The 17,744-nt window shown below is 67.6% G+C and carries 21 protein-coding genes; 8 read left to right on the top strand and 13 right to left on the bottom strand.

The features are described from left to right. Nucleotides 1–2: 2 nt before the first annotated feature. Entirely contained in the window at nucleotides 3–1,565 is a 1,563-nt protein-coding gene (gene lnt, locus E3O32_RS01970; RefSeq protein ID WP_241974460.1) for an apolipoprotein N-acyltransferase, read from the top strand. Here lnt and E3O32_RS01965 read toward each other — a convergent pair. The 4 genes from E3O32_RS01965 to E3O32_RS01950 all read right to left on the bottom strand — a co-directional run bounded on the left by E3O32_RS01965 (nucleotide 1,562) and on the right by E3O32_RS01950 (nucleotide 4,248). Continuing rightward, on the bottom strand, nucleotides 1,562–1,927 hold the full coding sequence (locus E3O32_RS01965) for an RNA polymerase-binding protein RbpA (RefSeq protein WP_134506479.1): 366 nt from the start codon (nucleotides 1,925–1,927) through the stop codon (nucleotides 1,562–1,564). The two genes, lnt and E3O32_RS01965, sit on opposite strands and share 4 nt — an antisense overlap. A gap of 90 nt (nucleotides 1,928–2,017) precedes the next feature. Then, the gene (locus E3O32_RS01960; protein WP_134506477.1) at nucleotides 2,018–2,782 is read right to left on the bottom strand and encodes a glycerophosphodiester phosphodiesterase family protein; all 765 of its coding nucleotides are present in this window, start codon (nucleotides 2,780–2,782) and stop codon (nucleotides 2,018–2,020) included. A gap of 9 nt (nucleotides 2,783–2,791) precedes the next feature. Then, nucleotides 2,792–3,766, bottom strand: coding sequence for an SPFH domain-containing protein (locus E3O32_RS01955; RefSeq protein ID WP_134506475.1), 975 nt, complete (start codon nucleotides 3,764–3,766; stop codon nucleotides 2,792–2,794). Then, nucleotides 3,763–4,248 (bottom strand): NfeD family protein, encoded by a 486-nt coding sequence (locus E3O32_RS01950; RefSeq protein WP_241974454.1) that lies wholly within the window; start codon nucleotides 4,246–4,248, stop codon nucleotides 3,763–3,765. The genes E3O32_RS01955 and E3O32_RS01950 overlap by 4 nt, the downstream gene beginning before the upstream one ends. Nucleotides 4,249–4,350: 102 nt before the next feature. Here E3O32_RS01950 and E3O32_RS01945 point away from each other — a divergent pair, with 102 nt between their 5' ends. Continuing rightward, nucleotides 4,351–5,115 carry an SDR family oxidoreductase gene (locus E3O32_RS01945; RefSeq protein WP_134506473.1) on the top strand — a complete coding sequence of 255 codons (765 nt, stop codon included), beginning with the start codon at nucleotides 4,351–4,353 and terminating at the stop codon, nucleotides 5,113–5,115. An 11-nt stretch (nucleotides 5,116–5,126) separates the two neighbouring features. After that, entirely contained in the window at nucleotides 5,127–5,948 is an 822-nt protein-coding gene (locus E3O32_RS17790) for a TolB family protein (protein ID WP_338145179.1), read from the top strand. Here the strand turns inward: E3O32_RS17790 and E3O32_RS17785 are convergent. Beyond that, a complete protein-coding gene (locus tag E3O32_RS17785; protein ID WP_338145178.1) occupies nucleotides 5,922–6,416 on the bottom strand; it encodes a hypothetical protein in 495 nt (164 codons plus the stop codon). The genes E3O32_RS17790 and E3O32_RS17785 overlap by 27 nt on opposite strands. Before the next feature lie 25 nt (nucleotides 6,417–6,441). Between E3O32_RS17785 and E3O32_RS17780 the strand changes: the two genes are divergently transcribed. Continuing rightward, the gene (locus E3O32_RS17780) at nucleotides 6,442–7,185 is read left to right on the top strand and encodes an alpha/beta hydrolase family protein (RefSeq protein WP_338145177.1); all 744 of its coding nucleotides are present in this window, start codon (nucleotides 6,442–6,444) and stop codon (nucleotides 7,183–7,185) included. Here the strand turns inward: E3O32_RS17780 and E3O32_RS01935 are convergent. The 7 genes from E3O32_RS01935 to dhaK form a co-directional block, all read right to left on the bottom strand. Next, entirely contained in the window at nucleotides 7,157–7,738 is a 582-nt protein-coding gene (locus E3O32_RS01935; RefSeq protein WP_166790751.1) for an HdeD family acid-resistance protein, read from the bottom strand. The genes E3O32_RS17780 and E3O32_RS01935 overlap by 29 nt on opposite strands. Before the next feature lie 275 nt (nucleotides 7,739–8,013). Then, entirely contained in the window at nucleotides 8,014–8,718 is a 705-nt protein-coding gene (locus E3O32_RS01930; RefSeq protein ID WP_338145176.1) for an SRPBCC family protein, read from the bottom strand. A gap of 2 nt (nucleotides 8,719–8,720) precedes the next feature. Further along, a complete protein-coding gene (locus E3O32_RS01925; protein ID WP_134506467.1) occupies nucleotides 8,721–9,413 on the bottom strand; it encodes an ArsR/SmtB family transcription factor in 693 nt (230 codons plus the stop codon). A gap of 313 nt (nucleotides 9,414–9,726) precedes the next feature. Then, complete coding sequence (locus E3O32_RS01920; RefSeq protein WP_134506465.1) at nucleotides 9,727–10,038, bottom strand: hypothetical protein; 312 nt, start codon at nucleotides 10,036–10,038, stop codon at nucleotides 9,727–9,729. Between the two features lie 60 nt (nucleotides 10,039–10,098). Next, complete coding sequence (gene dhaM / locus E3O32_RS01915; RefSeq protein ID WP_241974453.1) at nucleotides 10,099–10,779, bottom strand: dihydroxyacetone kinase phosphoryl donor subunit DhaM; 681 nt, start codon at nucleotides 10,777–10,779, stop codon at nucleotides 10,099–10,101. 2 nt (nucleotides 10,780–10,781) lie between these two features. Next, nucleotides 10,782–11,420, bottom strand: a complete 639-nt coding sequence (gene dhaL / locus E3O32_RS01910) for a dihydroxyacetone kinase subunit DhaL (protein ID WP_134506463.1) — start codon at nucleotides 11,418–11,420, stop codon at nucleotides 10,782–10,784. 11 nt (nucleotides 11,421–11,431) lie between these two features. After that, nucleotides 11,432–12,433, bottom strand: a complete 1,002-nt coding sequence (gene dhaK / locus E3O32_RS01905; protein ID WP_134506461.1) for a dihydroxyacetone kinase subunit DhaK — start codon at nucleotides 12,431–12,433, stop codon at nucleotides 11,432–11,434. 225 nt (nucleotides 12,434–12,658) lie between these two features. Between dhaK and E3O32_RS01900 the strand changes: the two genes are divergently transcribed. After that, entirely contained in the window at nucleotides 12,659–13,423 is a 765-nt protein-coding gene (locus tag E3O32_RS01900) for an MIP/aquaporin family protein (protein ID WP_134506459.1), read from the top strand. Between the two features lie 84 nt (nucleotides 13,424–13,507). After that, on the top strand, nucleotides 13,508–15,022 hold the full coding sequence (gene glpK, locus E3O32_RS01895; RefSeq protein WP_134506457.1) for a glycerol kinase GlpK: 1,515 nt from the start codon (nucleotides 13,508–13,510) through the stop codon (nucleotides 15,020–15,022). A gap of 42 nt (nucleotides 15,023–15,064) precedes the next feature. On the opposite strand, the gene trpD is transcribed toward glpK, so the two are convergent. Then, nucleotides 15,065–16,117 (bottom strand): anthranilate phosphoribosyltransferase, encoded by a 1,053-nt coding sequence (trpD, locus tag E3O32_RS01890; protein WP_134506455.1) that lies wholly within the window; start codon nucleotides 16,115–16,117, stop codon nucleotides 15,065–15,067. 145 nt (nucleotides 16,118–16,262) lie between these two features. Between trpD and ctaE the strand changes: the two genes are divergently transcribed. Together ctaE and qcrC are read left to right on the top strand one after the other, a co-directional pair. Next, nucleotides 16,263–16,892, top strand: a complete 630-nt coding sequence (gene ctaE / locus E3O32_RS01885; protein WP_174774744.1) for an aa3-type cytochrome oxidase subunit III — start codon at nucleotides 16,263–16,265, stop codon at nucleotides 16,890–16,892. Nucleotides 16,893–16,917: 25 nt separating this feature from the next. Next, nucleotides 16,918–17,730, top strand: coding sequence for a cytochrome bc1 complex diheme cytochrome c subunit (gene qcrC, locus E3O32_RS01880; RefSeq protein ID WP_134506893.1), 813 nt, complete (start codon nucleotides 16,918–16,920; stop codon nucleotides 17,728–17,730). Nucleotides 17,731–17,744 lie beyond the last annotated feature (14 nt).

The following is a 17,744-nucleotide window of genomic DNA, read 5'->3' as shown; positions in this document are numbered from 1 at the left end:
GGGTGAATCGCGGGACCGCGCGGCGGCAACTGCCGCTGCAAGCGGCCATCATGCTCGCCGCCGCGACCGGGGGCATCCTCGACGCGGGATTCCCCGACCGGTCCTGGTGGGTCCTCGCGCCGCTCGGGGTGGCCCTGATGATGGTGGCCCTGCTCGGGCGCGGGCCGTGGGCCGGGCTGCTGATCGGCATGGTCGCGGGGTTGTCCTTCTGGCTGATCCATATCAGCTGGCTGACCCTGTACCTGGGGCCGGTGCCTTGGCTGGCCCTCGCCGGTCTCGAATCCATTTTCTTCGGTATCGGCCTCGCGCTGATCGGCGTCGTCCTCAACGTGGGCCCCCGGGTGTGGCCGACCGTCGCGGGGCGCCTCGGAGTCGTCCCGGTCGTCGTCGCCGGCCTGTGGACCGCTCGCGAGGCGATTTCGGCCGTCTGGCCCTACGGCGGCTTCGCCTGGGGACGGGTGGCCATCTCCCAGTCGGAGAGCCCGTTCAACGGTCTCGTGGCCTGGGTCGGCATGTCGGGGCTGACCTTCCTCATCGTGTGGCTGAGCACCCTGGCCGTTCAACTGGTGCGGGAGGTGCAGTTCGGCGCGCTCGCCCGGTGGAGCATCGCCGTGGCATCCGTCGCCCTGTTGCTCGTGGTGCCGGCGTGGCCGACCGTTCCGTCGGGAACGGCCAGGATCGCCGCCGTCCAGGGAGCGTCGGATGCGGGTCTGTTCGCCCGGTACTCGCCCGGCCAGATCCTCGCCGACCACACCTCGGCGACGCTTCCCCTGATCGGCCAGAAGGTCGACTTCGTCGTCTGGCCGGAGAATGCGAGCGACATCGATCCGACCCGCTCCGCCGACGCGGCGAAGGTGTTGGACTACCTGGGCACCGCCATGAGCGCACCCATCGTCGCGGGCACGATCACCCAGCGTGACGGGAAGTTCTACAACAGTTCCCTGCTCTGGAAGGCCGGAGAAGGTGCCGTCGACATCTACGACAAGGTGCACCCGGTGCCGTTCGCCGAGTACATGCCCGATCGCGCGTTCTGGCGTCCGTTCGCGCCCGAGTTGATCGACCTCATCTCCCGGGACTATGCGATCGGGACCCAGGGGAATGTCTTCGACATCGACGGCATCAGGGCGGGGATAGCCATCTGCTTCGACATTGCAGACGACCAGCTGGTCCAGGAGATGATCTCGGGGAAGGCGCAGGTCATCCTCGCCCAGACGAACAACGCCGACTTCGGGTACACCGATGAGAGTGTGCAGCAACTCGCCATCGCCCGGCTCCGCGCGATTGAGGCGGGCCGCACCGTGGTCAACATCTCCACCGTCGGAACCAGCGCGATCATCACGCCGGATGGCGAGACCCTGGACCGGCTGCAGACCTGGGAGCCGGGTGCCATGGTCGAGACCGTGCCGCTCAGCGACACCGTCACACCGGCGATGTCCGGCGGCCGGGAACTCGAGTGGTTCGTCTCCGGGCTCGGACTGGCCGGCTGTGCCCTATGCCTGCTTAACGCACTGCGCACCCGGCGTCGAAGCCGGGTGCGCAGTGATGGAAAGGGTGGAAGGGGTTAAGCGCCGATCTTCTGCTGGCCCCTCCGGGCGCGCAGGAAGGTCAGTCGTTCTTCCAGAAGTTCTTCGAGTTCGGCGCGGGTGCGCCGTTCGAGGAGCATGTCCCAATGCGTGCGCGGGACCTTTTCGTCGGAGTGGTCCACGATCACCGGCTTGGAGTCAACCAGCCGGGTGGCGGTCTGTGAGCAGAAGCGGCACTCCCACTCGTCGGGGGCCTCAGCCTCCGCCGAGAAGATCATCACCGTCTCCCGCGCGCACGTTGCACACAGGTACGTGTGACTGACTCGTGGTGAAAAGGTTACGCCGTCTTCGCTTTGAAGGCTTTGTGCGCCCAACCTCATGCCACGCAAACTGCGATCCGCCATTGTGTGGTCTCCTCTCGCGATGCAACTCTTAGTTCTAAACCATCAAGCTGGACGTTATCTTTCCGTTACGTCGATTCTCGGTGGTAACTCTCAGCTTCGGTCGGCGATCACGCCCACCGCGAGGTCGCTCCGGTCGGTGATCAGGCCGTCGACGCCGGCATCGAGGAGCCGGCGCATCGCCGCCGGTTCATTGACCGTCCACACGTGCACCTCGACGCCGAGGGAGTGCATCGCCCGGAGGAAACGCGGGGTCAGGATCCGCAGGGACCTGACCGTTTCCGGGACCTGCATGGCGGACAGGCCGAGCGCCGCGCGCCGCACCTGGCCGCCGAGCCCGAGCTCGGCGGCCACGAACGCCCGGCCGACGAGCAAGGAGGACGCCGAGGTGGCGACCCCGGGAAGGGAACGGACAGTGCGTGCCCGGCGGTCCTCGGAGAAGGAGGTGATCAGCACCCGGTCCGTGGCGTTCGCCGCCAGGACGGCGGCCACCGTCGCCTCGACCGCGGCATCCGATTTCACGTCGAGGTTGAAGCGGGCGTCCGGGAACGCGTCCAGTGCCTCGGCGAGGGATGCGAATGGCTGCCCCCAGCCCAGGTTGATCCGTCGGAGTTCGGCCATCCTGAGCCGGCTCACCCGAATCCGCGCTCCCGGCACGGCGAAATCCGCATCGTGGCTGAGCACCGCAACGCCGTCGTCGCTGGCGCGGACATCCGTTTCGAGATGGGTGGCGCCGGCGAGGAGGGCATGGCGGAAGGCCAGGAGGGTGTTCTCGGGGGCGTTCAGGGACAGCCCCCGATGGGCGAACACGCGGGGCACGGAACCGTCCAGGAACCAGGATGCCCTACCCCCAGGCATGGTGCCTGCCTAAGCGAGCGGTGCGGCGGCGGACGCCGGGCCCTGCGCCTCGGCCGCGCCGTCCGCACCGGCGTGAGAGCCGGGCACGGGCGACTGCCCGAACGCGCGACCGACGCCCTTCATCGCCTCGGTGAGTTCGCTGGGCACGATCCAGAGCTTGTTCGCGCTTCCCTCGGCCAGTTTGGGCAGGGTCAGCAGGTACTGGTAGGCCAGCAGCTTCGGATCGGGGTCGCCGTCGTGGATCGCCTTGAACACGGTCGTGATGGCTTCGGCCTCACCCTGCGCGCGCAGGACGGCCGCCTTCGCGTCACCCTCCGCGGAGAGGATGGCGGCCTGGCGCGCGCCTTCCGCGGTCAGGATCGCGGACTGCTTGGTTCCCTCGGCGGTCAGGATCAGGGCTCGGCGGTCACGCTCGGCTCTCATCTGCTTCTCCATCGAGTCCTGGATGGAGTGGGGCGGATCAATCGCCTTCAATTCCACCCGCCCGACCCGGATTCCCCATTTGCCGGTGGCCTCGTCGAGCACGATGCGCAGTTGCCCATTGATGTTGTCGCGGCTGGTCAGGGCTTCTTCGAGGTTCAGTCCTCCGACCACGTTACGCAGGGTGGTCGTGGTGAGCTGCTCGACCGCTCCGAGATAGTTGGCAATCTCATAGGTGGCCGCCCGGGCATCCGTCACCTGGAAGTAGACGACGGTGTCGATGGAGACGACGAGGTTGTCCTCCGTGATCACCGGCTGCGGCGGGAACGACACGACCTGCTCACGCATGTCGATCAGCGGCCGCAGCCGGTCGACGAACGGGATGAGGATGTTCAGGCCCGGCATCAGCGTCTTGTGGTAGCGGCCGAGACGCTCCACGACGCCGGCGCTGGCCTGCGGGATGATGCGGATCGACTTCGCGAGGGTGACGATGACGAACAGGACGAGAGCCGCAACTGCGACGAAGACAATCACCTGCACGATGATCTGGCCGGGATCGGTCATGGAACATTCCTTTCCGCCGGGATGACCACTGCGGTCGCCCCGTCGATTGCTGTGACGAGTACTCGTTCGCCGGGTTCGACGACGCGATCCGTGCCGGGGGACAGGCGTGCCGTCCAGGTCTCGCCGTTGGCGAGACGAACCTGGCCGCCGGTGGCCCCGATGGAGCTGACCACCCGGCCGTCGATGCCGAGCAGCGCGTCCACGTTCGTCTTGGCGGGGTCGCCGCCGCGCTTGAGAAGCCGAAGCAGAGGCGGGCGGATGCCGAGCAGGAGGGTGATCGTCAGCACGGCAGCGATCACGAGCTGCAACCACCATGGCGCGCCGAGCAGGCCGGAGACGAGTGCGCCCAGGCTGCCGGCCGCCATCATCAGGAAGGTGAGGTCGAGGGTCACCATCTCGATGGTGACGAAGAGCAGGACGAGCACGAGCCAGACGATCCACGCGAATTCCGCTGCGAACGCATCCATGGCGTCCCCTCCCATTTCTGTTCCCTCCTAACGAAACTAGCAGGTACGTCGGACAGGGGAGCGGAGGCTTCTTGGTAAGGTCGTCTGCCAGACCAATTCGTTATCTGAGGAGTTCGCGTGACCAATCCACTTGCAGCAGGATCACTTGACGGCAAGCGTGTGCTCGTCACCGGATCGTCTCGAGGGGTCGGTGCGGCCACCATCGGTTACTTCGCCGGGGCAGGCGCAAACGTCGCCATCAACTTCCGCAACAAAGAGGCCCGTGCGATCAAGGTCGCCGACGCCATCCGCGCCCAGGGCGGCACAGCCATCACCATCGGCGCCGACCTCACCGACGCCGATGCCGTCACGAAGATGTTCGACACCATCCGCCGCGAATTCGGGGGTCTCGACATCCTCGTCATGAATGCCTCCGGCGGCATGGAAAGCGGGATGGCCGACGACTACGCGATGAAGCTCAACCGGGATGCCCAGCTCAACCTGCTGGCGACCGCCCGGCCCCTGCTCGCCGAGGGTGCCCGCGTCGTGTTCGTCACCAGCCACCAGGCGCATTTCTTCGGCACCGCGGAGACCATGCCGGAGTATGTGCCGGTCGCACGCAGCAAGCGAGCGGGGGAGGACGCCCTCCGCGCCCTGATTCCCGAACTCGACAAGGCCGGGCTCGGCTTCGTCGTCGTCTCCGGCGACATCATCGAGGGCACTGTGACCGCCACACTGCTGGAACGCGCCAGCCCGGGAACCATGAACGCCCGGAAGGACGCGGCAGGGCGCCTGTACAACGTGGAGGAGTTCGCCGCCGAGGTTGCCCTCGCCGCAGTGGAGCCCATCCCGGCAGACAACACGCGCTATGTTGGCGACACGACCGATCTGGTCGCCGACTAGAAAGCACAGGGATGAAGGCTTCCGACCTTCCGCTCCTCAAATCGGTGTCCGACCCGACCATCCACCCGGAGCGTGGCCGGGCGGTCGTGTCCGTCATCCGGCCGGAGTTCTCCGCCGATGACTACGTCGGGCAGTTGTGGACCGTTTCCCTGCAAGGGAAGCCCCAGCCGCGTCTCCTGACCCGTGGCCACCGGGATTCCGCTCCCCGGTTCTCGCCGGACGGTCGGCTGCTGGCCTTCCTGCGCAGCGGCCCGGGCGCTCCGGCCCAGCTGCACGTGGTGGCCGCAACGGGTGGTGGGCCGGTGCAGGCCACCGCCGAGGTCCTGGGCGTCACCGACTTCCGCTGGCGGCCGGACTCGGCAGCCCTGGCGTATATCGCCCGTGTGCCGGAGCCCGGCCGGCTGGGCACCGTCCCGGGTCTCGCCGCCGAGGCCGAACCGCCGAGGATCATCACGACGTTGCACTACCGGGCCAACGCGATCGGGTACACGACCGACCGACGCGCCCACGTCTTCCTGGTGCCCGCGCCCGATCCCGGCGCGGACCCGGTCCCCGGGGCCGTCCCGGCCACCCCTGAATCCACCGAGGATGCCCCGACCCTGGCTGCGCCGGGCGGCCCCGCCCTGCCGCCCGGCGCAGTCGCCCCGCGGCGGCTCACCACGGGGGACTTCGAGCACGAGGGCATCGCTTTCTCACCAGACGGTATGGCGCTGCTCACGATTTCTGCCCGGCACCCCGGCCGGGACGAGGACCTCCGTTCGGAACTGCTGGTGATCACGCTCGACCCGGTCGGCGCGGGGCCAGAGCTACCGGCTCGGACGGTGCTGTCGTAGGCCGCGAACCTGAGCATCGCCCAGGTCGACTGGGCCGCGGACGGGTCCGTCGTGTTCCTGGCCCAGGCCGTCGGCGTCGACGGCCGCGACTTCGTCGCCCGCAACGGCTCGCTCTACCGGGTTGATCCCGGACGGGGTGAGCCGGTGCGGCTGACCGACCCTGACGATTACGATCTCGACACCGGTACGGCACTCAGCCTGACCCAGGACGGCGCCGTCCTGGCCGTCAACCGCACCCGCGGCCGGGTCCAGCTGGTGCGTACCACCCTCGACGGCGCGACGGCGGCGCTGACCGGGAACGACGTCGTCGTCACCGGCCACGACGCCCGGGCGGGCCGCATCGTCGCGACCTACCAGGACGCTCTGACCGAGGGCGACCTCGCGCTCGTGGAACCGGTCCGCGCCCGACGGCTGACCGACTTCTCGGCAGCCCTCCGGGAGACCGCTGGCGAGTCCGCGGGAGCTCACCGTCCCCGCCGCGGACGGCTACCCGGTGCACGGCTGGCTGACCACCCCGCCCGGTCCGGGGCCGCACCCCGTCGTGCTCATCATCCACGGCGGGCCTTTCGCGCAGGTGACCGTCGCGGTATCCGACGAGACCCAGGTCCTCGTCGACGCGGGCTATGCCGTCCTGGCCTGCAACCCACGCGGTTCGGCCGGATACGGCCAGGCGCACGGCCGGGTGATCCGGCGGCGTCTGGGCACCGTCGACCGCTCAGACGTCCTCGACTTCCTGGCCGGCGCCCTGGCCGACGCACCGAAACTTGATGCCGGGCGGCTGGGCCTGATGGGCGGTTCCTACGGCGGCTTCCTCGCCGCATGGCTGACCGCACACGACCAGAGGTTCACGGCGGCGATCGTTGAGCGTGCCTTCCTCGATCCCGAGACCTTCCTGGGCACATCCGATGTCGGTGATTTCTTCGTCGAGGAGTACCTCGGACCCTCCCGGGCCCTCCGGAACGCCCAGAGCCCGCAGGAACTGGTCGACCGGGTATCCACGCCCACCCTGCTGATTCACTCCGAACAGGACCTGCGGTGCCCGCTATCCCAGGCGGAGCGTTACTATTTCGCCCTGAAACGCGGGGGAGTGGCGGCCGAGCTGGCCATCTTCCCCGGCGAGGACCATGAACTCAGCCGCGGCGGCACTCCCCGGCATCGACTGCAGCGGCTGGAACTCATCCTCGACTGGTGGGACCGATACCTTCCGGTCAGGCCCGCGCCCCACGCCCGAACGTGAAGCCCATCACGACCTGGCTGACGCCGGAGATCACCAGGAAGACACCACCCACGAGCACGAGCACCGCCAGCGAGTCGATCGGTGAGAGAAGGATCGAGATCCCGGCGACGACGCTGATGGCCCCGAAAAGCGTGCCGAACCATTTGCTGGCGTCCGGGGCGGTCTCCACCAGCGCGGCCACACCCTCGACCAGCCAGGAGATGCCGATCACCATTCCGAGCACGGCGAGGGAGTTCAGGGGATTCCTGATCGCGATGATCCCGGCGACCAGCAGCAGCACGCCGAGCAGGATGTTGAGTACCCGGATGCCGCCGGTGGCGCCGGTCATGAACACGCCGCGGGCCACCCGGGCGACGCCCCCGAACAGGAAGTAGAGGCCGAAAAGACCGGCGACGATCGCCAATGTCGCGGCCGGCCAGACGAGGACGATGATCCCCAGCGCGACGGCGACGAGTCCGGCCAGGCCCATCGCCACCTTCACACTGATAAGCTCACTTTTGCTCAAATTCCTGGGATCGATCGTCAGGTCGAATGTCGCGACGCCGTTGGACATGACTTTCCTCGCAATCGGGTCGGTGTGGTGCGAACGTGCGAGCAGCCGGGCACGCTCGTACCGGATCGTCGGCATGCCGGTTCACAGAGGCAATCGCCGCTGCTGCAGCACACGGTAGCCGGACCGGAGAACGCCGTCCAGACCCCGTTCGACCCCCCTCGGTAGATGACCGATAATGCACATTATGTCAACTAGTAGGGCATCTATTGCAGGAATTGCAGAATAGGACTCCCCTAGTACTTGTCCGGCGGAGCGCCAGCCAAGGGCGCGGCGGGTCAGTCGAAGATCCGGTCCAGCCAGTCCTGCCAGGAGTTCTGCAGCGCCGTCGGGTCGGCGGCGCCGAAATGGTGCACGGTGACGCCGACCGGCGCCCCGAACGCGTTGCGTCCGAAGAACCGGTAGAGCGCATCACCCGTACGAATACCGACGAAGTTGTCGTTCCAGAAGTCGACCACCGCCGTCTCCGAGGCGATCCCCGGCAGTGCCGCCGGCACGCTGTCCCCGGCCCCGGCCCCGGCCGCGGCACCGGCACCGGCGCCGAGCCCGAGCGCGGCCTTCACCCGGCCGAAGGCACCGGGATCGGCGGAGGCGGTCGGCCCGTCCACCGACGCGAACACGACCGGACGCCCCACGAAGTGCTCCAGGTACTCGGCCAGGGTGTGCAGGTAGAAGGCGGTGTGCGCGCTGGCGCCATCGTACTGAGTGTCCCAGTCCTCCGCGAAAACCCCGCTGTGCACCCAGCGCAGGAACGAGCGCCCCTCCGGGCGATCCTCGATGACCTGTTCGAGCTGGTTGAACCAGCCGTCCGCGCCCTCCATCCGGTTGACGTGGTGCGTCGGGCGTTCGGAGACGATGTCCTCCCCGGGCATCCCGTCGGTGGGGAAGAGCCATGCCGCGGTCTCCGTCGTCACCGCGTCCCAGACCTGCTCCGGGGTTCCCGGGAACTCCCCCTCGCAGACGATTTCGAATTCCTTGCTCATGGTCAGTGCTCCTCATGGGTCGCCGGTGCCACCGGGCGGACGCCCGGATGGGTACTGGTCGAGGGCGCGTCTGCGCCCGGCGTGTCGAGCCCGGCGATGTACCGGGCCGTTCCGTCGGCGGTGATCCGCGGGTGCAGGGCGAGCACGAGCCGGTAGGCGCGCCCATTGGGCGCCGCGGGCGTGTCGTAGCGCTCGACGAGACCGGCGACACTCCGGCCGAGTTCCGCCGCGAAGGCGGCCCGATCCGACGCCGTGGCGAAGCGGAGCTCGCTGTCGAGAGTGAACGTGGGCAATGGCTGGCGGGCGTGGCCGGACCGGACGATCAGGGTGCCGACGTCCTGCACCAGGCGAGCGGCCACCGCCAGCATCCATCGGGCCGAGAAGTGGTCCACTCCCCTGCCAGGGTCGGGGGCGACTCCCCCGAGTGCACTTGGCAAGATCACGAAGCTCGCGGCGGTCGCCTGCATGATCCGCTCGGTCATGTTGCCCTTGCGTCGTTCCTCGACCAGCTCGACGAGGCCGTGTCGCTCGAGTTCGCGCAGGTGGTAATTGACCTTCTGGCGCGGAAGCCCGATTCGTGCCGCGAGCGTCGTGGCGGAACCCGGCTCCCCCAGTGCCGCGAGGATCCGGCTCCGGATCGGGTCGAGGGACGCTTCGGCCGCGCCGGCTCCGTCGATCACCGCGATATCCAACATGACCGCAGCCTGCCACCGACAATATTATTTGTCAAGAGAACCTGCGGGCCGCGGTCACCCGGCGAAGAGTGCGTGACCGCTCCCCCATCGTCGCGCAGGGCGCTCCGGATGGCCACCCAGACGGCAATGCGCGGGTGAGAAGGGCAGCATCAACCGGTTGCCCGAACCGCACGAATCATCAGGCCGACCTTCATCTCAGCGGAAGAAGTGGCACGGCGAGCCGACGCTCGCGAGCCGACCACATGGACTGTTCGAAAGTGCCGATCCCCCCACTATTCGACAATCTCACGAGCGCCACTCGCGCCGCCCGTCCTCACTGCGTCTGCGGCCGGTCGGGGCGACGGCGGGTCACCATCCCGAATTCATTGACCGGCTCGAACGCGTCCCGGTCCCACGCTCCTGGATGCGCGACGGGGCAGTTGAGGATGCTGTCATGGGCGGCATGGACGATTGTGTGTTCCCGCATGGCGTGCCCGCAGACCGGGCAGCTCGTGAGGGCCACCGCGTCGTCGGCATCGAAAGCGCCGGGCGGGGGCGGACTCGCGATCGGCCGCAGGGTGTGGTCGACCCAGTCGAAGAGATGGGCGGGCGGCGTGCGCCGCCGCGACGTGTTGTGCTGGACCATGGCGACAGCGTACGCCGGATTGGACAAGCCCGCGCTTGTCTGATAATGGCCGTGCTGGGACTACTCCTCGCCGAAACCGGACGCCAGCAGGTTCGCCAGCGCCTCAACGGCCTCCGCACCGTGGGCGTCTGCGGATGAGATCTCCGCCGTCTTCCCCTTGATCAGTCCGAGCGACATGATCGCCAGCAGGCTCGTGGCGTCCTTGCCGTTGACCGTGACCCGGGCATCGAACGTGCTCGCCAGTTTCACGAAGTCCGCGGCGGGCCTGGCGTGCAGGCCGTCCTTGTTGGTCAGGGTGACCGTGCGGGTCACCCTGGCGGGGCCGGCCGAGGTGTCGACGGGCGGCGATCCGGCGGATGCCGACCGGGCGGCTCGCACCACATCGTCGAGGCTGTCCCCGACCTCCGCGGACACGGCCGCAGCCACTCCCCCCTCGACGATCGGCGCATCGACGATTCGAACGCGCGCCCGCAGGCCCTCGTCGAGGAAGTCGAACGCGGTCTCGGCGGTGAGGATGGCCGAGCCGAGGTCGCAGAGCACCGCAACGCCTGCCCCGGCATCGGCCCGTTCGATCCCCGCGAGCACCAGCGTGAAACTGGTGCCGATCCCACCCTCGTCTGTGCCGCCGGCTGCGACGAGGACGGTGTGCGGGGCCATCTGGGCCGCCAGCTCGACGAGGCCCTCGGCGATCTTCACACTGTGGGACACGAAGACCACTCCCACCCGGGGCGCTTCTGCCACGCTCAGGCCTCCGCGGCGGTGTCGGCCGCGGCCCTCAACAGGAGGGCGGACGACTGGGCGCCGGGGTCGCGGTGCCCGATGGCCCGCTCGCCCAGGTAGCTCGCTCGACCCTTGCGGGCGACGAGCGGTTCGGTGGCCAGCGCTCCGGCCTCTGCGGCGTCCGCCGCTGCCCGCAGGATGGCCAGGTCGTCGGCCCCGGCGGCGTGGGCGGCACCGGCGGCATCGACCGCCGGTGTCCAGGCGTCCACCATCGTCTTGTCGCCGGATTCGGCCTTGCCGCGCAGCACGATGCCATCCCTGGCGGCCGTCAGGAGAGTCACGAGCGCGGCTCCGTCCAGGTCGGTCTCGTCGGCGATCGAGATCGCGGCCTTCAGGAACGCCGTGCCGTACAACGGCCCGGCCGCCCCGCCCACGGTCGAGATGAGCGTCGTGGCCACCATCTTGAGGACGTCACCCGGGCGGGCCTCGGCAGGAACAGCATCCAGTTTGGCCAGAACGGCCTGGAAACCCCGATCCATGTTCTCGCCATGGTCCCCATCGCCGATTTCGCGGTCCAGGTCGATCAACTCGATCCGGTGCTCGCTCATGACGCCCGCGCTGTTTCTGATCCAGGCCTTGGCCCAGGTGGCACCCAATTTCATCTGATCTCCCTCTACCGTCCCCACCGTAGCGCCGCGGTCTGCACCGGCGCATCCCACAGGGTGGTGAGTTCGTCGTCGAGTTTGAGGACGGTGATCGACATGCCTTGCATTTCGAGTGAGGTCGTGAAGTTCCCGACCAGGGTGCGCGTCACCTCGATGCCCCGCTCGGCGAGAACCTCGGCCGCCCGCCGGAACACGATGTACAGCTCGACCTGTGGCGTTCCACCCATGCCGTTGACGAGCAGCAGGACCTTGTCGCCGGCCACGAAGGGGATGTCGTCCAGGATCGGGCCGAGAAGGCGGTCGACGATGGCGTCGGCAGGTTCGAGCTTGATCCGCTCGCGTCCCGGCTCCCCGTGGATGCCGATGCCGATCTCGATCTCGTCCTCCGCCAGGGTGAAGCTCGGCTGCCCGGCGTGGGGCACGACGCAGGGGGTGAGGGCCACCCCCATCGAGCGCACCTGCCCGATGACCCGTTCTGCCACGAGTGCAACCGATTCGAGGTCGTCACCGCGGTCGGCAGCGGCACCGGCGATCTTCTCGACGAGCACGGTCCCGGCGACGCCCCGGCGACCGGCGGTGTAGAGCGAGTCCTTCACCGCGACGTCGTCGTTGACGAGCACGGAGCGCACCTCGACGCCGTCCGCGGCCGCGAGATCGGCGGCGGTCTCAAAATTGAGCACGTCACCGGTGTAGTTCTTCACGATGTGGAGCACGCCTGCTCCCCCGTCGACCGCCTTGGTCGCGGCAAGGATCGGGTCGGGAGTCGGCGAGGTGAACACCGGGCCGGGAACAGCAGCGTCCAGCATGCCCGGCCCGACGAATCCTCCGTGCATCGGCTCGTGGCCGCTGCCGCCGCCGCTGACGATCCCGACCTTCCCGGCGACCGGGGCGTCCTTGCGCACGATGAAGATGGGATCGGCGGAGACCCGAACGAGATCGGCGTGGGCGGCCCCGAACCCGGCGACGGCCTCATTGACGACATTCTTCGGATCATTGACGAGCTTTTTCATGACTCTTCCTTCGATCGAGTTGGCGAAACGACGCGGCATTCGGGTCGCGGCGTGTGTTTTGCAGGTTCGCCCCCAACTTACGCGCTGCCGCGGTCGCGGGTAAGGGGCAGATAATGGCACGGCCACCTGCCTATTCCACTCCCGAATCCACCGCGCTATGGTGTTGCCAACCGCTCACCGCGAGGGGATCGTCTGGTATCTCCAGCCTCACCAAGGAAGGTCACAGTGGACAATATTGGAGTCGTGTTTTTGTCGGAGGTCGTGGGCACAGCGATGCTCGTCCTCCTCGGTACCGGAGTCGTCGCCAACGTAGCCCTGGCCAAGAACAAGGGACTCGGCGGCGGCTTCCTCATGGTGACGATCGGCTGGGGTTTTGCCGTCTATGCGGGTGTCACCGTCGCCTACAACTCCGGCGCCCACCTGAACCCTGCCGTCACACTCGGCCTGGTGGCCTCCGGCGCGACCGAGTTCGGCTCGGGCGTCACCGTCAGCTTCCTCTCGGTGCTGGTCTACATCGCCGGCCAGATGCTGGGCGCGTTCCTCGGCGCCGTGGCCTGTTGGCTCGCCTACAAGCAGCACTTCGACCAGGAGCCCAACCCGGCCAACAAGCTGGGTGTGTTCTCGACCGGCCCGGCCATCCGTTCCTACGGCTGGAACCTCGTCACCGAGATCATCGGCACGTTCGTGCTGGTGTTCGTGGTGATCGCGTTCGGCGGCGGACGCCAGGGTGAGAGCGGCGGCCTCGCCGCCCTCGGCGCCCTGCCCGTCGCCATTCTCGTCATCGTCATCGGCACCTCGCTCGGTGGGCCGACGGGGTACGCGATCAACCCGGCCCGTGACCTAGGGCCCCGGATCGCGCATTTCCTGCTGCCGATCAAGGGTAAGGGCTCGTCGGACTGGGCCTACTCGTGGGTTCCGGTCGTCGGCCCGATCATCGGCGGGCTGCTCGCCGGCTGGGCGTCCTTCGCCCTCCTGCCGCTCCTCACCTAACTCACGGAACGGGCCGATTCAGTCTCTGGATCGGCCCCTCTTTTTGCGTCACCCATCAACGCGCCACACAATAAGGAGTTATCCATGGCTCAGTACGTAATCGCGATCGACCAGGGAACGACGAGTTCCCGCGCGATCATCTTCGACAAGGCGGGGTCGATCGTCTCGACCGGCCAGCTCGAGCACGCCCAGATCTTCCCCCAGGCCGGCTGGGTCGAGCACGACCCGATGGAGATCTGGAACAACACCCGTGAGGTCATCGGCCAGGCCCTGTCCAAGGCCAACCTGACCCGCCACGACATCGCCGCCGTCGGCATCACCAACCAGCGCGAGACCGCCGTGGTCTGGGACCGCACCACCGGCCTTCCCGTCTACAACGCCATCGTCTGGCAGGACACCCGCACCCAGCCCATCGTCGACCGGCTCGCCGCCGACGGCGGCGTCGAACGGTTCAAGCAGAAGGTGGGCCTGCCGCTGGCGACCTACTTCTCCGGCACCAAGATCGTCTGGATCCTCGAGAACGTCGAGGGTGCCCGGGCCAAGGCCGACGCCGGCCAGCTGATGTTCGGAACGACCGACTCGTGGGTGCTCTGGAACCTGACCGGCGGGCTCGAGGGCGGCGTGCACGCCACCGACGTCACCAACGCCAGCCGCACCATGTTCATGGACCTGGAGACCCTGCAGTGGGACGACGACATCCTCGCCGCGTTCGACGTGCCCAAGTCGATGCTGCCCGAGATCCGCTCCTCCTCCGAGGTCTACGGCATCGTCAATGAGCACAGCCTGCTCCGGGAGGTGCCGATCGCTGGCATCCTTGGCGACCAGCAGGCTGCGACCTTCGGCCAGGCCGCGTTCGACCAGGGCGAGGCGAAGAACACCTACGGCACCGGTAACTTCCTCATCTTCAACACCGGCACCGAGATCGTCCACTCCAAGAACGGGCTGCTCACGACGCTGGGCTACAAGCTCGGCACCGACGCGCCCCACTACGCCTTGGAGGGGTCGATCGCAGTCACCGGCGCGCTCGTGCAGTGGCTGCGCGACAACCTCGGCATGATCAGCAGCTCCGAGGAGATCGAAACCCTGGCCAAGACCGTGGACGACAACGGCGGCGCCTACTTCGTGCCGGCGTTCTCCGGCCTGTTCGCCCCGTACTGGCGCTCGGATGCCCGCGGCGCCCTGGTCGGCCTGACCCGGTTCGTGAACAAGGGCCACATCGCCCGTGCCGCGCTCGAGGCGACGGCGTTCCAAACCCGGGAGGTGCTGGACGCGGTCAACGCGGACTCCGGGGTGCCGCTGACCGAGATCAAGGTGGACGGTGGCATGATCGCCAACAACACCCTGATGCAGTTCCAGGCCGACATCCTCGGGGTGCCGGTCGTGCGCCCCGTCGTCGCGGAGACCACCGCTCTCGGCGCGGCCTACGCGGCCGGCCTCGCGGTCGGCTTCTGGGGCAGCCTCGACGAGCTGCGTGCGAACTGGCAGGAAGACAGCCGGTGGACACCCCAGATGAGCGAGGAGGAAAAGAACCGGCAGCTGCGCAACTGGAAGAAGGCCGTCACCAAGACCTTCGGCTGGGTTGACGAGGACGTCGTCTAGCCCGGCTGGTCATCGGCAGCCGGCGGGTGGCGTTCGGCCGGGTCAGACCCGGCTGGCCGCCACCCACTGGGCGAGTTTGGCCGTGGCTGCACCGGAGTCGACAGTCTCCGCGGCCACGGCCATTTTCGTGCGGAATCGATCGAGGATATTCACCTGGGCCTGAGCCGGGTCGTTGGCGAGGTCGAAGGCGACCAGGCCGGCCGCGGAGTTGAGCAGGACGATGTCCCGCACCGCGTCGTCCTGGCCGGAGAGCATCCGGTGAACGACGACGGCGTTGTGCTCGGCGTCGCCGCCGACCAGTTCGCTGATCTTCGCGCGTTTGATTCCCAGTTCCCGGGGATCGATGTCGTGTTCGGTGACGAGTCCGCGCGAGACTTCCCACACGTGACTGTGGCCGGTCGTGGTGAGCTCGTCGAGGCCGTCATCCCCACGGAAGACGAGGGCCGTTGCGCCCCGGGTCTGGAAGACGCCGACGATCAGCGGAACCCGGTCCAGGCTGGCGACACCGACGGCGGACGCCTCCGGGCGCGCCGGGTTGCAGAGCGGGCCGAGGTAGTTGAACACCGTGGGGATGCCCAGTTCCTTCCGGGCGGTCGCCGCGTGGCGGAATCCCGGGTGGAACGCCGCGGCGTAGGCGAAAGTGATTCCCGCGGAGTCAAGGATTGCTGCGACTTTGTCGGGTGAGAGAGTCAGGTCGATTCCGAGCGCCGCGAGCACGTCTGAGGAGCCTGACGCGGAACTGGCCGCCCGGTTGCCGTGCTTGATCACCGGCACCCCGGCCCCGGCGCAGACGATGGAGGCCATGGTGGAGATGTTCACGGTGCCGAAGCGGTCCCCGCCCGTCCCGACGATGTCGAGGGCCATCGGGTTCACGGCCAACGGTACCGCGTGCTCGAGGATCGCGTCGCGGAAACCGACGATTTCGTCGACCGTTTCACCCTTGGCCCGCAGAGCCACGAGGAATCCCGCGAGCTGCGCTGGAGTGGCCTCCCCGAGCATCACCTGTTCCATGCTCCACGCCGCGTCGGAGACGCTCAGATCCTCGCCGGCGAGAAGGGCGCTGATCACGTTGGGCCAGGACTGGAATTCAAGCATGGAACGATCTTAAGCGAGATCCGCCGACCACCCGAATTGGTGCTCCGGGGGCGTCTTTGTTCCAATCGGGTGGTCATTCCGGATTTTGATCGACAGGCAAGCCCGGTTGAGCGAAACCCCGTCGAATATCGGCCATAATGGAATAGTGACGAGCCCTTCAATTACTTATTCAGCCACAGCGCCCGTGGTTAATCGGCCTAACAGCGTGGCTGTGGGCACAATCGTCTGGCTCGGCAGCGAGGTGATGTTCTTCGCCGGCCTCTTCGCGATCTACTTCACCCTCCGGTCGACGTCGCCGGAGTTGTGGCAGTTCGAGACGGAGAAGCACAATTTCTCCTACGCGCTGGTGAACACGCTCATCCTGGTGACGTCCTCCGTGACCTGCCAGTTCGGCGTGTTCGCCGCCGAACGTCTGCAGGCGAGGTCCACGGGCTGGAAGCCGAGCCAGTGGGGCATGGTCGAGTGGTTCTTCCTCACCTACGCCCTCGGTGCGATCTTCGTCTCCGGCCAGATCTTCGAATACGCCACGCTCGTGTCGGAGGGCATCGCTCTTTCCAGCAACGCGTACGGATCCGCGTTCTACCTCACCACCGGGTTCCACGGCATCCACGTCACCGCCGGTCTCCTGGCCTTCCTGCTCGTGATCGGCCGCGGCTTCGCGGTCAAGAACTTCGGCCACAAGGAGGCAACCAGCGCCATCGTCGTGTCCTACTACTGGCACTTCGTCGACGTCGTCTGGATCGGCCTGTTCCTCGTCATTTACGTTCTCAAGTAGACAGTCGAAAGTGGAAAACGCACAAATGACCACGATCAAGAAGCCCAAGAGCCCGGGCCGGCGCAAGGCCGGCCGCCGCCATCCTCTGTCCAGCGTCGCCCTCATCGCGATCGGCCTCCTCTTCACGGGCGGAGCGTACGCCGCGTTCAGCACGAGCACGGCCAGCGCCGAAACCAGCGCCACGTCCCAGCAGACGATCGGTGAGGGCAAGAAGCTCTTCGCCGCGAACTGCGCCACCTGCCACGGCCTGGCCGCGCAGGGCACCGGCAGCGGTCCGAGCCTGATCGGCGTCGGAGCAGCAGCGGTGGACTTCCAGGTCGGCACCGGCCGGATGCCGATGCAGATGAATGGACCGCAGGCACAGAAGAAGGCCGTCCAGTTCACGGATGAGCAGATCGCCACCCTCGCCGCCTATGTGTCCTCGCTCGCGCCCGGCCCCGGGCTGCCTGAAGCCAACCTCCTCGATGAGAAGGGCGACGCCGCCAACGGCGCCGAGCTCTTCCGGATCAACTGCGCGATGTGCCACAACGTGGCCGGCGCCGGTGGAGCGCTGACGGAGGGCAAGTTCGCCCCGTCACTCGAGGGCGTCACGTCCAAGCACATCTACGAGGCCATGGTCACGGGCCCGCAGAGCATGCCGGTCTTCAACGAGATGAACATCTCCCCCGAGAGCAAGCGCGACATCATCACCTACCTCAAGTACCTCGAGAACAATCCTTCTCCCGGTGGCTACGCGCTCGGCTCGCTCGGACCGGTCTCTGAAGGCCTGTTCCTCTGGATCTTCGGCCTCGGGACGATCGTCGCCCTGACCGTGTGGATCACGGCGAGATCAAACTGACCGGTCATCCGGTC

The organism is Cryobacterium mannosilyticum (genome assembly GCF_004402705.1).
Classification (GTDB): Bacteria; Actinomycetota; Actinomycetes; order Actinomycetales; family Microbacteriaceae; genus Cryobacterium; species Cryobacterium mannosilyticum.
Note: the sequence above shows the minus strand (reverse complement) of the source record. Positions and strands in the feature narration are given on the sequence as shown.